17 protein-coding genes, 2 tRNA genes and 1 other RNA gene are annotated in these 12929 nt (G+C 49.8%); 10 read left to right on the forward strand and 10 right to left on the reverse strand.

Annotated features, from left to right (window positions below):
• Positions 1-342: nickel-dependent hydrogenase large subunit (locus LDL35_RS01040; protein ID WP_304018625.1), on the reverse strand; the 342-nt coding region annotated here is incomplete at its 3' end.
• Between the two features lie 543 nt (positions 343-885).
• Between LDL35_RS01040 and LDL35_RS01045 the strand changes: the two genes are divergently transcribed.
• Positions 886-1410 carry a HepT-like ribonuclease domain-containing protein gene (locus tag LDL35_RS01045; RefSeq protein ID WP_304018626.1) on the forward strand — a complete coding sequence of 175 codons (525 nt, stop codon included), beginning with the start codon at positions 886-888 and terminating at the stop codon, positions 1408-1410.
• Here the strand turns inward: LDL35_RS01045 and mptA are convergent.
• Positions 1403-2389, reverse strand: coding sequence for a GTP cyclohydrolase MptA (gene mptA / locus LDL35_RS01050; RefSeq protein WP_304018628.1), 987 nt, complete (start codon positions 2387-2389; stop codon positions 1403-1405). The genes LDL35_RS01045 and mptA overlap by 8 nt on opposite strands.
• Before the next feature lie 178 nt (positions 2390-2567).
• On the opposite strand from mptA, the gene LDL35_RS01055 reads away from it, so the two are divergent.
• On the forward strand, positions 2568-3179 hold the full coding sequence (locus LDL35_RS01055; protein ID WP_011449297.1) for a translation initiation factor IF-2 subunit beta: 612 nt from the start codon (positions 2568-2570) through the stop codon (positions 3177-3179).
• 2 nt (positions 3180-3181) lie between these two features.
• On the opposite strand, the gene LDL35_RS01060 is transcribed toward LDL35_RS01055, so the two are convergent.
• The 5 genes from LDL35_RS01060 to LDL35_RS01080 are packed head-to-tail and all read right to left on the reverse strand — an operon-like array spanning position 3182 to position 7557.
• Complete coding sequence (locus LDL35_RS01060) at positions 3182-3460, reverse strand: DNA-directed RNA polymerase subunit L (protein ID WP_304018631.1); 279 nt, start codon at positions 3458-3460, stop codon at positions 3182-3184.
• A 50-nt stretch (positions 3461-3510) separates the two neighbouring features.
• Positions 3511-4233: an MBL fold metallo-hydrolase gene (locus tag LDL35_RS01065; protein WP_304018633.1), complete on the reverse strand. Its 723-nt coding sequence runs from the start codon at positions 4231-4233 to the stop codon at positions 3511-3513.
• A complete protein-coding gene (locus LDL35_RS01070; RefSeq protein ID WP_304018635.1) occupies positions 4233-5510 on the reverse strand; it encodes an ATP-binding protein in 1278 nt (425 codons plus the stop codon). The genes LDL35_RS01065 and LDL35_RS01070 overlap by 1 nt, the downstream gene beginning before the upstream one ends.
• Before the next feature lie 44 nt (positions 5511-5554).
• The gene (gene map, locus LDL35_RS01075; protein WP_304018637.1) at positions 5555-6430 is read right to left on the reverse strand and encodes a type II methionyl aminopeptidase; all 876 of its coding nucleotides are present in this window, start codon (positions 6428-6430) and stop codon (positions 5555-5557) included.
• On the reverse strand, positions 6427-7557 hold the full coding sequence (locus LDL35_RS01080; protein ID WP_304018639.1) for a Xaa-Pro peptidase family protein: 1131 nt from the start codon (positions 7555-7557) through the stop codon (positions 6427-6429). The genes map and LDL35_RS01080 overlap by 4 nt, the downstream gene beginning before the upstream one ends.
• Positions 7558-7616: 59 nt before the next feature.
• Between LDL35_RS01080 and LDL35_RS01085 the strand changes: the two genes are divergently transcribed.
• From LDL35_RS01085 to LDL35_RS01115, 7 genes are all read left to right on the forward strand, one after another.
• The gene (locus tag LDL35_RS01085; protein ID WP_304018641.1) at positions 7617-7844 is read left to right on the forward strand and encodes a hypothetical protein; all 228 of its coding nucleotides are present in this window, start codon (positions 7617-7619) and stop codon (positions 7842-7844) included.
• 17 nt (positions 7845-7861) lie between these two features.
• Entirely contained in the window at positions 7862-8146 is a 285-nt protein-coding gene (locus LDL35_RS01090) for a hypothetical protein (protein ID WP_304018643.1), read from the forward strand.
• A gap of 65 nt (positions 8147-8211) precedes the next feature.
• Positions 8212-8284 (forward strand) — tRNA-Asn (locus LDL35_RS01095).
• Between the two features lie 11 nt (positions 8285-8295).
• Positions 8296-8368, forward strand: a tRNA-Ile gene (locus tag LDL35_RS01100).
• Positions 8369-8408: 40 nt separating this feature from the next.
• Entirely contained in the window at positions 8409-9446 is a 1038-nt protein-coding gene (locus tag LDL35_RS01105) for a hypothetical protein (protein WP_304018645.1), read from the forward strand.
• A 13-nt stretch (positions 9447-9459) separates the two neighbouring features.
• Positions 9460-9772, forward strand: an RNA gene (gene ffs, locus LDL35_RS01110) — signal recognition particle sRNA.
• Positions 9773-9795: 23 nt separating this feature from the next.
• The gene (locus tag LDL35_RS01115) at positions 9796-10749 is read left to right on the forward strand and encodes a malate dehydrogenase (protein ID WP_304018647.1); all 954 of its coding nucleotides are present in this window, start codon (positions 9796-9798) and stop codon (positions 10747-10749) included.
• 42 nt (positions 10750-10791) lie between these two features.
• On the opposite strand, the gene LDL35_RS01120 is transcribed toward LDL35_RS01115, so the two are convergent.
• Genes LDL35_RS01120 through LDL35_RS01130 form a run of 3 tightly spaced genes read right to left on the reverse strand, consistent with a single transcriptional unit; the run spans position 10792 to position 11861 of the window.
• Positions 10792-11049: an elongation factor 1-beta gene (locus tag LDL35_RS01120; RefSeq protein ID WP_011449306.1), complete on the reverse strand. Its 258-nt coding sequence runs from the start codon at positions 11047-11049 to the stop codon at positions 10792-10794.
• Positions 11050-11053: 4 nt separating this feature from the next.
• On the reverse strand, positions 11054-11254 hold the full coding sequence (locus LDL35_RS01125; RefSeq protein WP_304018651.1) for a zinc finger domain-containing protein: 201 nt from the start codon (positions 11252-11254) through the stop codon (positions 11054-11056).
• A 7-nt stretch (positions 11255-11261) separates the two neighbouring features.
• Positions 11262-11861 carry a uridylate kinase gene (locus tag LDL35_RS01130; protein WP_304018653.1) on the reverse strand — a complete coding sequence of 200 codons (600 nt, stop codon included), beginning with the start codon at positions 11859-11861 and terminating at the stop codon, positions 11262-11264.
• 84 nt (positions 11862-11945) lie between these two features.
• Here LDL35_RS01130 and LDL35_RS01135 point away from each other — a divergent pair.
• Positions 11946-12929: phospholipase D-like domain-containing protein (locus LDL35_RS01135; protein ID WP_304018656.1), on the forward strand; the 984-nt coding region annotated here is incomplete at its 3' end.

The raw sequence follows: 12929 nt of genomic DNA on the forward strand, positions 1-12929 counted from the left end.
CAGAGTCAGAATATTGTGAAGTGCATGGCTGTGCAGCCTGTTTGCACACTGAAGGATTGTTCTGAGCAGATATGCATCCTGCGGAATTTCACAGCCTACCGATGCCTCCATGGCGCCGATACCTGCGAGGGTGTGGGCAATCGGACAGATACCACATACACGGGATGAGATCTTGGGTGCCTGGTGCATGGTCTTGCCTACACACAGTTTCTCAATACCTCTTACCGGAGTGATACTCAGCCAATCTCCACGCTCAATTATTCCCGCATCGTTGACTTTAAGGACAAGCTTGGAGTGTCCTTCATGTCGTGTGGTTGGGGAAACTTCTACTACTTTGGACAAGAGAATCGCCTTTGATATTTGTTTGTTCGCAATGCTGTACAACTCATATCAAGAGCCCTCAGGAGATCTGAGGGTATGACCGTACCATTGTACGACAAATGGCATTTGGCTATAAGATATATCTAATTTGCCATTTGAACGGAAATCATGTCACAATTGTGGGCCGATATCCAGAAGAGATTAATACGAACATACATTTTTTCACAACCAGTATGATACAGAATGGCATGAGTTCATTCTCCTCCCCCTGCAATCAGAATATAAATAACGCATCATTTTAAGAATTTGAAATAAAAAGAGCTTAATTGAACCAAAATGAAAGCCACCATTCTCGTTTAAGAAATCATTTTTGTGTTACTGAATCAATCGGAAAATTTTGCTAGCGCCTTTTGGAACGGTTTCGGTTTTTTAAAAAAAGACCGAAAATAGTCATTTTTACACAAAACTGATGAAGGATACTGCTTCGCGCTCATACATCTCCTTGAGCAAACCTATAGCAATCGATATATTCCGGAAAAAAGACACGTACATGAGTTATTGGACATGCCTCACGGAACCTGTCTATTTCGATCCACTGCCTGCCAGTCCATACTCTGTGACATCAGGCACTACCTGGAAGATGCCGAAAGTATCTTTAGAAGGAAGGAGCGGTTTGACCAGGACAGGAGGGATTTTTATGCACGGACCATGGTCCTTTTTGCTTTGACAAACCGACTTATGGATCTGGCACGTGAAGTCAGCCTTATCCGGGGATATATCAGATCCGAAGAGCAGGTGAAAAATAAGGTTTTCTTTAAACGACTCCATGATCACGGGGTTATCTCATGGGAGATGCGGCAGCAGATGATAGACCTTGTCAATTTTCGTAACCAGGTCTCGCATCACTTTTATGAAGTAACAAGAGATGACATTGAAAAAGTCTGGCAGACGATGCCGGTCTGTTCTGAGTTCGTCAGCATTATGGAGCAGGAGCTAGTCACGAGTGAACGTATAAAAAAGGGCAGGGTAATTATTGCCGGAACTGCACTTGTCCTGCTGATTCTCGTGCTCCTCTGGTATTTTAGCTGACATCAAGATTTTCACCATTGATCTCATCCGCAAGCTCGGCAATGGTTGCCTGCCGTTCTGCAAACGCATCATGCTGGTGAATACTCTCTTCATTATCCTGTGCAATGGTAACCACGGAATCACCGGGAAGATCGCCAAACTCTGCATGGACACGGCGTGCCATCTCTCTGACACAATCCTCTACAAACCGCGGGTTCTTATGAGCCGAAAGGACCACATGACCCTCATCACCACGCTTTAAGAGTTCAAATATCGGCGTGGACATGGACTGCTTGAGAATCATAATGATCTTCTCCAGTTTTACGTGACTCTCATCATCGGTTTCGATAGAGAGGAACCCTCTCCCCCGCTGATTATGCGTAGCCATGGGAACTTCCTTAAAGAACGAATCGATCTTATCCTTTGCAATATCGAGATGTTCCATAACCTCCCGTGCCCGTTCCTGCATAATATTCTGGGCACACGGACACGCAGTCATACCGGTAACCTCAGCACCGATACTCTTCCTGACGATAGGGTCTTTAAATGTCCGCTGTGCAATCGCACTGGCAAACACTTTGACTACCTCCTGGCAGAGTGTCCCGGTGACCGGCGTTTCTCCGGCAACCATGAACTCAGACCGCATCTGCACTTCAGTACGGTCTGCATACTCATGCTTGTCTAAAAGCCTCCGTGCAACACGGCTGCAGAGCTGCTCGATCTCTTTTACTTCCCCTTCTATCGCAGATTGTAAAACCTCGTCGATAACCTCAAAATTTCTGGAGAGGTTTGCTCCTTTCAGACTGCCGGGGAGATCTACAAAGATATCAAAGTTGGAGATGAAGATAACCGGACGTTTCCCTGGTCTGGTGACTTCGACCAGTTTTTTTACATTCTTTACACCTACCCTGGTCAGGTTAATCCTGACATCAGGAAGGGTGGACTGCACATCAGGCAGTTCACGGGAAAAACCCCTTTCAGATGTTTTTAGCAGAGACATTGCGCCCTCGGAGAAAAATATTGAGTGGTTCCCATAAGTGGGATCCGAAGTATACTAAAACTTTTCAGTTGGGATTCTGATTACCTCCTCCTTCATACCCGCAGCCACCGGTACACCATATCATCTCAACCCTAAAAAAGGGATATTTAATTGCGGTTGTGAAAGAAATTATGAACGCATGGTCGAATCATACGAGACCCTTCTGAATAAGGCATACGAGGAGGTGACAGAACCGTCAGAGGATGGAGAACGCTGGTCATACCCTGAACCCAAATCAATAATTGAGGGGAAGACCACCATCCTTGAGAACTTCTCAGACATTGTCAGTGCTCTCCGGCGCGATTCTGATCACCTGATGAAATACCTGCTTGGGGAACTTGGTACAGCAGGAAAGATCGACGGGTCACGTGCAATTTTCAATGGAAAATTTGAAGATTCACTCTTCTCCCCGATGATCCGCAGCTATGTCGATGATTATGTCATATGTTCCGAATGTGGGAAACCTGATACCAGGCTCTATAAAGATGACCGCATCCTCATGCTCAAATGTGAGGCCTGTGGAAGTCACCGCCCGGTCAGGAAGAGAAAGTCCAAGGTTGAATCCGGATCCTCCGGTCTTGAACAGGGCAATATCATCGAGGTCAACATCGAATCCACGTCCCGGCGTGGAGACGGAGTGGCAAAAGTCGGGAAATATATCGTGTACGTTGCCGGTGGTCGCCCGGGCCAGAAGGTAAAAGTGAGAATAGCAAAGATATCAGGGTCAATTATCTTTACAGAAAAACCCTGAATCTACTTTTTTACTGATTGTTCAAGCGAGGATAAGAGTTCCTCGCACTGGCCGGACAGGCGCCTGCATGCATCCAGGACTGGTTTTACCGGGTCGGCCTTATTGTGAGTGGTAACGGTCAGGACCGGGTCTGAAAACTGAAATTCAATGACATAATTTGCAACGTCAACCGTAGGATCAGTAAGAATCTCGGTCTTTAATGCGTTCATGAATGTATGTCCCTGGCCGGCAAGAGAAATCCTGACCTTATCCTCACCGAGTTCGAGAACCGTAATATTCATTTGTACTTTGTTAGAGTTCAGATCAGATAAAGGTAGAGCGCATAAACAGATTAAAAGGTGAATACCTCTCCGTCATGACCCTGTCCGGGTGCATCAAACGGAATGATATGACTCATATGCACAATACGGAAATCCTTCACCTTCAGTTCTTTCGCAAGCCGTATCGCCTCTTCGTAGTTCAGGTGCTTTTCAACCTTCTTATATGAGTCGGTAAAGAGACCGTCAATGAAGAGCATATCCACGCCCCGTAGCAGATCCCAGGACTTTGGCGGGATATATTCATTGGTATCGGACGTATAGCCGATTCTGGTCCTGCCATCTGATATGACGACCCCTGTGGTAAAGATATTCGGGTGCTCAACCCTGACCAGCGTAACCTCAAGCCCGCAGGTGATAAACGGCGTGTACACCTCAACCGGCCGCTCTTCCCTGATGAGAAAGTGAAAGACCGGGCTGCATGACGCAAGGACCTCAGGTGCAGCATACACCGGGGGGATCCGCTGAACCCGGTAAAAATCACCAAAACCCATGAAATGATCATAATGCCCATGGGTCCAGATGACCGCATCAATCTTCGGCGATCCGGCCTGTAAGAGCTGCCGCCTCAAATCAGGTGTTGTATCGATGATGAGGTGACGGTTTTCGTTCGTTATCAGAAGAGATGTCCGAAGCCGCTCGATACCTGCCTCTCGTGCATATGTACAGTTTTTACAATGACACCCGACATGCGGTGTCCCTACGGCATCCCCGGAGCCCAGGATTCGGATATCCATCAGATCCAGTTCCTGGCTTTATGCTCATCTCTGGTTTTTATCAGAAGCTCTCCCTTGGTGATGTCATCACGTGAGAGCTCGGTCCGGCCGTCGGTAAGCGCAGAGAGGATCGCCTCACGGACCAGCATCTTCAGATCTGCACCTGAGAACCCTTCGGTCTGCTCTGCAACCTGTGATATGTCAACATTGGTTTCAGATTCAGTAAGCAGGCGGCGAAGGATTAACTCACGGGTCGGAAGGTCTGGCAGGTCAAAGGGGATGACTTCATCAAACCGCCGCCATGCTGCCTCATCCAGAAGCTGGGGGTGATTGGTTGCACCGATAAGGAGGACCCTGTTTCTAATCAGGCTGATCCGGTCAATATTCTTCAGGAGCGCATTCACCGCCCGCTTCATGGCCCCGTGGTCATCCCCGACTCGACTCTTGGCCAGAAAATCAAACTCGTCAATGAAGAGAATGCAGGGAGATAAAAGCCGCGCCACATCAAAGATCCGGTCAATGTTCTTTGATGTCTCTCCCAGGTACTGGGATGTGACCATGGAGAGCCGGACTTCAAGAATCGGCATGTGAAGCACCCGTGTCAGGGCAAAGGCAAGTGATGTCTTCCCGGTACCTGGCGGTCCGATAAAGAGCAGTTTTCCGATCTCATAGACCCGCCGGCTCTTCAGAAATTCAAGATGTTCAAGCGCAACCTTCAGTTTGACAATCCGGCTGAGCTGATCTGCAGAGCAGATGATGTCGTCAATCGTCTGCTCCACCTCCTCCGGTGCACTGATAATAATAAGATCAAGCCCTGATCTGAGCTTGTCATCCTCGGCAAGCATCCGGGAGATCCGCCGGTCAAGATAGATCCTGCTGTCTTCAAACCGGGGGTTTCTGTCCCTGACCTCTTCATAGGTGATACTGAATGAGGGATCCTGCTCCCGGGCAAACCAGGCAAGGGCAGGGTTTTTCTCTATCCGTTCCCGCCCGCCATTCTTCAAAAACCAGGTCAGACCGGCAGGAAGTGAGGTTATCCGAAGCCGGTGGCCGAACTCTTCATATAATGTGAGAGGATGCTTATCCAGCCTGAGGTGCGCATCAGGAATACCGAGCACCCGCTGCAGGGCACTCTCGGCAACGACAACCGGAGTGCGTTCACCGTCCATGGAATGGATCCCATAGACTTCACGGGCAACCGGAGTCAGATCGTTGACGTTCAGGTTTGAATACTGATTATAAACCTCAGCAGTCAGGAGCAGTTCTATCAGGTCCAGGATCTCCTCATCACGGGTCATTTCGATAATCCTTATACTACGTTTTCATCACAGAAGAATCGCTATCATGCAGTGGTAACGATACAGCCATCGCCGGTTACGATCATGGTATGTTCAGCCTGCGACACATAAGAGCCGGGAACATCAGACAGAACCGGATATGACCTGATGATGCCATCATGTATCAGACGGGAAAGGGCAAGATCTGCTGATTTCACATGAACATGCCGTCTGGCAAATGGCATCCCATGCCGGCCCTCAATCTCCTGTAAGATCTTGCGGGCAGCAGGGAGCCTGACCGGACGACGGATCTGCTGGGAAAAGATCTCCTCTCTCCTGCCATCATGAACAAAACCGGTACCGGTCGATGCAAAGGGTTCGATTGCAAGGACCATCCCCTCTTCAAGTACCGCACCACCAGACCCCGGAATATTGGGAACATTCGGGCCTTTATGCAGGCAGTATTGATCTAATCCATGACCGGTGAGGTTTGCAACCGGCAAAAATCCCCGGCTCTTAATCTCATGTGCAACAATGGCACCAAGGGTTCCGATCGCAACACCCGGCCTGACCGCTGCGATGGCCGCATCACGCGCAACAAGTGAGGCCTCACACAGGAGCGGCTGATCTCCGAGATCAACCGTGCAGGCTGTATCAGCGATATATCCATCAAGATGGACACCGAGATCCAGTTTCACCAGATCTCCCTCAGCAAAGGTCCGGGTATCATCAGGCGAGGGAGTGTCATGAGCTGCCGCCTCATTGAGAGAGATGTTTACCGGAAAGGCAATACCAAACCCCTCATCCAGAATGGAGTTCTCAACAAAATCTGCCACTTCAAGGAGCGAGGCACCAACCCGTATCCGCTCTGCTCCTTCAGAAAGGATCTTCTTTGCGGCTGCTCCTGCCTGCATATACCGGTCAAATATCTCTTCTTTCACAGGACCATCTCCAGGGGATAATTCGTAATTCTTGAAAAACCGGACTTCTCCACAACTCCCAGGTTCTCTATCCGGACACCACCAATGTCCCGGTAATAGAGACCGGGTTCAAGCGTGATGACATGTCCTGCCTGCAACTCTCCACCAGTCCCGGAAAGGGACGGCTGTTCATGGATCTCGAGGCCGACACCATGACCAAGACTATGAATAAACCCTTCGGTATCAGACGGATATCCAAGGTCAGCAAAAAAGTCACGCACCGCCTGGTAACATGCTGCTCCACTCACTCCTTCCTGAACCATATTCTCACTCATAATCAGGGCATCCCGAACCGTTTCATAGAGTTCAGTCACCTTTCCGGACGGCTCTCCTCTGCTGACAGTCCGGGTCATATCTGCGTGGTAACCGGTTTTGTTATCACTGGGAAAGACATCGATAACAATCGGTTCATGTGCTTTGAGGACTCCGCTTCCTGTGCAATGGGGCATCGCCGTCTCCAGGCCACATGCCACAATGGTATCCTGTGCGGTGCAGTCATAGGCGAGCATAACCTTGTTCATTTCATACCTGACCAGATCAGATGTGAGTGGAACATCCTCATACCAGAGCATTCCTGACCTGACATCTGCACGCCGAATCATGCTGACAGCTGTATCCATCGCAGCCTCTGCAGCCCGTTGTGCACCCGTTATCCATCCAATCTCTTCAGGCGTCTTTATGGCGCGATGAGCGGAGAGTGCTGATGAGGAATCTACAATGACCGTATTATATGACTCAAGGGCACGGGTAAGGGCGGTTGGGAAATCAGGAGGGACAAGGTACGGCCCCCCGGAAAGACGGCGGATCATCTCTGCCTGAATCTTCCAGGGATCTTTCTCATACTCAAAAATCTCAAGATACCCGGCCTGTTGTCGGGTAAGGATATCCGCAGGAGACTCTCTCATGGCCCGCTCGGCTTCCATAAGGGGGACGATCATGAGAGGGGGATTATCTGGTCTTTTCAGTATTGTGACCGGATCATGAGTTACAAACCGGGTCATGTGCCGCATCGCTGCATTCTCCGATGATGCATGCAGACAATATACGGCTGCGCCGGCATTCCGGATCAGGTCATCCAGGCTGTCCATCTCATACAGGTTTTGAGTCAGACCACAAGTACTTTTACGCGAAACGTGATGTATTTATAATGGATGATGCTTCGAAAGAGCAGTTCAGATGGCGATTCTGGCACCTTACCGTCATACTGAACGGAGTGATCCTGTTTTTTGCACTGGTACCGATTGCATTGTTTCTCTTTCCAGAGGCATACAAATTCCCTGGAGCAGTAATCAGCCTGATACTTGCAGTCATTCTCACCGTGATCTTCACACGCAATTATCACAAAACAAAAGCCTGGCTAAGTGAACATGCATAAAAGGGGCAGAAGAACCGATGCTTGAGAAGATCAAGGAAGATATCAGCCTCGCATCACGTCATATCGAGGTTCTCAGGGCTGTTGCAGATCATCAGCCCATCGGGATCATCAAATTATCCGAACTTCTGAACGTCCCTCAGCACCGGATCCGGTATTCCCTCAGGGTTCTTGAGAGCAGCGGGTACATTCGCGCCTCAAGTGCCGGAGCTATCGTGACACCCAAAGCAGAAGAGATGTTCATGCATCTGAACGAAGATATTGACGAGATAATCCGGATCGTCAGTATGATGAAGCAGCCCTGATCTCTGTGATCCGGAAACCTCAACATTTATTAATAATTACATCACACGTATTAGAGCACATCTGAGCCGCCATAACTCAGTTGGTAGAGTGACTGGCTGTTAACCAGTTTGTCACAGGTTCGAGTCCTGTTGGCGGCGTCTCATTTTTTGGGCCTGTAGCTTAGCGGTGAGAGCGCCCGGCTCATAACCGGGCGGTCATGCGTTCGAATCGCATCAGGCCCATGACCTGTATTTTTTTAGTAGAGATGATTATGTTACTTCAATGAAGTGTTCCTGTTGTGGTGAGGACCATATCATCTGTCCTGGAGATCTCACTTCACGCCCCTCACAATTTTTTGCACCTTGCCCTCAGTGTCATCCGACGCCCCGGCCAAAAGACAAACCAGTCTCTTCTGCAGAGTGTATTCAAGGCCCCTGTCAGTGTAACCGCCGGTTTATCGATGATGTGATGGCAGATATCTACCAGATCCTGCAGAAAGAAGGGATATTCCATGGCAGTGAACCCCTCTCATCCATTGGAACCCCTCTTATCTGCCCCGGCCTCTTTCTCCGCCGTCCCCCGGTACTCCCTCCCCGGTCTCTTCTGATTATCTCTGATCTCATACCGGCACCAGTGGCTGAAATCGCATACCGGAACGTGCCCGAGCTGCTGGGTATTGTCTATCATGCCCATGAGATACCCGGTCCTGGTGATGTGAAACACGGACAGGAACCAACAATCCATGAAGGGATCCTGGTATGTGGATGTGACGTCAGGGCTGATATCTTTCTTTCCGGAAAAGGTCCCGTGGTTGTCATCAAGAAACAGGCTGAGATGCATATTGAATTTCCGAAAGGTATCGACCCAAAGATCTTCAGTGTTGAGGAGCAGGTCAGACGGCTGCATCCGGATGTCTTCATTGATGCCTGCGCAGGACCAGGAACACTTGGCATTACCGCAGCACTCTTTGGTGTCCCAAATATCGTGATGTGTGATGTCTGGCATGCATCAGTCTGGAGTGCCATCCAGACGATCAGGGTAAACCAGAAAAAACTCAAAATAACCTCGATCACCCTGTACGATGATATGAGTAAGCGACCGCCGGTCTGGACAGGGGAACCTGCCCTCATCTGTTCTGCCACCGGAAACAAAATCAATATTCAGCTCTACCATGGGACATACGAACTTCTGGGAGCGGATCTGCCTTCTGGAAAACGGCTCACTGCATTCGATCCCTTTGATAAGGAGTCTTTCAGGAGAAATGATCCATTTCTGACAGCATGGAAGGAAAAGATAGGAGGGGAAGTTTTTATTCCGTAGCTGCAGCATAATTATGGGGACTAGCCCGGGTGGATCGGCGTCACTTGTGACCTGAAATCGTCGGTATGCAGGGGGCGAAGTTTGAGGAAGGTTGGTACATACGGCCTGTATCTGTCGTGTTTCCGACGTAGAAACCCTGTCCTGTGAGGTCGGTGGCCAGGTATCACACCTTCGGAGGAAGGAACGACCTGTTGTCGCGGGGACCGGTTCAGGCCCGGAAGGGAGCAGACTTACCGTGAACATTCGGCGCCCACGGGGTTGCGGGGCGGAGAAGGAGACCCTTGGAAAAGGCTGCAATGACCGATCGACCGATAACATGTCCCTATTATTCTGATTTATTCTGATTCTTATGGCAAAAGTTGCGATTGTCGGAGCAACCGGAAAGGTAGGCCAGTATGCGGCACTCTCGATATCCCGTATTCCCTATGTCAACGAGGTCCAGTTGTATGGAAGACCTGGTTCGGAATCGGTGCTTGACGGAGTGGCCAGGGATCTCATTGATTCATTTGCTGCAACCGGAACAGACAGTCATGTCAGCTGGAGCTGCAATATTGAGGATCTGAAGGGATCTGACATCATCGTCCTGACCGCCGGCGTTGCACGAAAGCCGGATCAGAGCAGACTGGATCTCGCGGTAGAGAATGCAAAGATAGTCGCGGATTTTTCTCAGAAGATAGGAAAAATTGCCCCGAACTCATTTCTCATGATGGTCACCAATCCGGTTGACATTATGACGCATGTCGCATTGAGATACTCAGGAAAAAAACCAAACGAGGTCTTCGGGCTTGGAACACATCTCGACTCAATGCGCCTGAAATCAGCTATCGCATCATTCTTCCAGGTTCATGTCAGTGAGGTGCATACCCGTATCATCGGGGAGCATGGTGACAGTATGGTACCACTCTGGTCTGCAACAACCATCGGAGGAATACAGATATCGAATCTTCCCAGTTTTGCACAGGTGCCTATTGAAGACATTATGCAGCAGGTCAGATCCTCTGGTCAGAAGATCATTGCGTCAAAAGGTGCAACGGTCTGGGGCCCCGGCGAAGCTATTGCCACACTCATCCGTACCATTCTTGGAAATGAAAACCGGATTCTTACGGTATCAGCCTACATAAAAGCTGAAGTCCATAATATCGGGGATGTTTGTATCGGCGTGCCGGCCCGGATAAACCGGAGCGGAGTATATCCTGTGCCGATCCGCATTGAACCCCTGGAAGTTAGGAACTTTCAGAATTCGGTAGAAAAGATTCGTGGCATAACCCGTGAGATTTTCTCAGTTCTTGAGAACGGGGAGTAGATATCCCCAGTATCCGGAGAATGAAAAAAGCCTTGTGCAGATTTACACAAGGGTTGATTCTACAATTTCTGCCCGTTCAACACCATCGATAGCATTGAGGGTCGCTTCAATGGTCTCTGTCTGACCTTCAGCATCAGGAACAACCAGCGCGACCTTTATTGCGACAAGTCCAAAGCCGATGGGCTCTTCCCTGATATCCTGAACGCGGGGGAATTTCTCTTTTATAGTCGCAACGATCGTTTCCCGGTTCACTTCTGGTGATTCCGGCATCACCTTGATGATGAGCGCTACGTCTCCCATACTCTCAGGGTCCCCGAAGGCCGCAGGTCGGGCAGATGTACTCAACGCTCTGTTCTCTGCACCGGTAACACCGGCGTATGGTGGCCCCGCATGCCGGGCAGCCGAACTCTACAGAGCCCTCTTCTGCCATTGGGCCATTACATGACGTGCAGTTTGTTCTACTCATATTCAGACTTCCAAAAAGCTGCTTATCTGGTTTATTCATCAACACCTTAAATGGTACCGCCAAAGTATGTCCCCGGCACCTCCTCACCCTTGAGAAATCCTGCAAGTCTCGCATGATCAGATCCCCGGAGTATGAACCCCCTGACCTGCTCCTTCGTAACATAGGGGATAAATGCAGGATCGAGATCATCAGTACCGATTCCAGGCATGAGTGCGGTCACCGGACCATCAGATGTCCGGATATGATCGAGCGATTTTAAAATAACAAGAGGTACTGAAAGCAGACCGGCATAGAAGGCACTGATGGTATCTGATGTGATATCCCACGAATGAGGAAGTGGATCAGCATCCATCATATGCTTATAAGGAAGAAGAATTGCAGGGGAACCACTCATAAGCGGAGTTCTTGTTACCGGCAATCCATACGTGGACAGGAGCCATCCATACTGATCCATGGCTGCGATTGCCATAAAATGCGCTGCCGTATCTGAAATCTCCTTTTCCCTGACAACATCAGCAAAAATACCCCCACCCGGAATGACCAGAATATCCCTTCCACTCTCTCTGATAGTCCTGACAATCATCGGAGCATGTTCAATCAGACTGCCCCCAATCTTGAGCACCAATGCCTGATCCCGGCTGATCACAATGCAGTACGTTCATGTAATGATGACCAATAAACCCTGATCCCCATGTACCCCCTTCCTGTTATCCTGCTCATATGCGTACTCATGACCCCTGTATCTGCCGGGCCGTATTTCCTTGAAATTTATCCGGATACCTGGATGAACGGGGATGAGGATGAATACATAACCATAGGATGGGATCATCCTCCCGGTTCCTGCACCATTTCAGACGGGGAGGGAACCATCACATTTTCACCCTTAAACTCCGGATCTTCCTCCTGCACGATCGCGCGTAATGGTGAACAATACAACCATGTATGGGGGCGGTATCCTTCCTATGAGATAATTGACAGCACCCCTGCTGTTCCACAGGCAACCGTGCAGGGCCGGTTCCAACTCTCCAATAAAAAGGACGACCTGACTCTTACCTGTGAGGGCTGCACCTATGACACCGTGACATGGCCTGGGACCTTCAAACCACGGAAAGGTCAGATACATATCAGGTCAGCTGACGGAGTCTGGGATTTTCGGGTGCTCATGGCCGGTGGAAGCCGACTAAAACCCCAGACCTTTCAGAACATCTCAGGCACTGGATTTGTGTCTCCTGACTGCTCAAGACAGATTCTGGAAGAGATCATCAGCAACGCACAGAGATCCATCCTTCTCAATGTCTATGAATTCACAGACCCAGGTCTTGCACAGATCCTCTGTGATGCCAGCAGGCGGGGGGTAGCGGTATCAGTGCTCCTTGAAGGCGGGCCGGTCGGAGGGATTCCACCAGAGGAGTTCCCCGTCATCTCCGATCTGATTCAGGCAGGAGCCGATGTCAGAGTCATGGAAGGGACCGGAGAAGATCATGCCCCGTATCGGTATGATCATGCCAAATATCTCGTGGCAGATGACAGCCGGGTAGTTCTGACAACAGAAAACTATAAGGAGCATTCCTTCCCTCATGCCGGGTTTGCCGGGAATCGTGGCTGGGGAGTCGTGCTTGACTCAGCCGATCTTGCATCCTGTTTTACCGAGGTTTTCCAGGGTGACTTTGACGGACCAGGAGTGGCGAAGGCAGAAGGCAGTGCCGGCACCGTC

Source organism: Methanospirillum hungatei (assembly GCF_020216685.1).
Lineage (GTDB): Archaea > Halobacteriota > Methanomicrobia > Methanomicrobiales > Methanospirillaceae > Methanospirillum > Methanospirillum hungatei_B.

Coding starts and splice junctions, on each gene's coding strand:
- LDL35_RS01045 (WP_304018626.1), top strand. CDS start 886: ATGCCTCACGGAACCTGTCTATTTCGATCCACTGCCTGCCAGTCCATA.
- mptA (WP_304018628.1), bottom strand. CDS start 2,389: ATGTCTCTGCTAAAAACATCTGAAAGGGGTTTTTCCCGTGAACTGCCT.
- LDL35_RS01055 (WP_011449297.1), top strand. CDS start 2,568: ATGGTCGAATCATACGAGACCCTTCTGAATAAGGCATACGAGGAGGTG.
- LDL35_RS01060 (WP_304018631.1), bottom strand. CDS start 3,460: ATGAATATTACGGTTCTCGAACTCGGTGAGGATAAGGTCAGGATTTCT.
- LDL35_RS01065 (WP_304018633.1), bottom strand. CDS start 4,233: ATGGATATCCGAATCCTGGGCTCCGGGGATGCCGTAGGGACACCGCAT.
- LDL35_RS01070 (WP_304018635.1), bottom strand. CDS start 5,510: ATGACCCGTGATGAGGAGATCCTGGACCTGATAGAACTGCTCCTGACT.
- LDL35_RS01080 (WP_304018639.1), bottom strand. CDS start 7,557: ATGGACAGCCTGGATGACCTGATCCGGAATGCCGGCGCAGCCGTATAT.
- LDL35_RS01085 (WP_304018641.1), top strand. CDS start 7,617: ATGGATGATGCTTCGAAAGAGCAGTTCAGATGGCGATTCTGGCACCTT.
- LDL35_RS01090 (WP_304018643.1), top strand. CDS start 7,862: ATGCTTGAGAAGATCAAGGAAGATATCAGCCTCGCATCACGTCATATC.
- LDL35_RS01105 (WP_304018645.1), top strand. CDS start 8,409: ATGAAGTGTTCCTGTTGTGGTGAGGACCATATCATCTGTCCTGGAGAT.
- LDL35_RS01115 (WP_304018647.1), top strand. CDS start 9,796: ATGGCAAAAGTTGCGATTGTCGGAGCAACCGGAAAGGTAGGCCAGTAT.
- LDL35_RS01120 (WP_011449306.1), bottom strand. CDS start 11,049: ATGGGAGACGTAGCGCTCATCATCAAGGTGATGCCGGAATCACCAGAA.
- LDL35_RS01125 (WP_304018651.1), bottom strand. CDS start 11,254: ATGAATAAACCAGATAAGCAGCTTTTTGGAAGTCTGAATATGAGTAGA.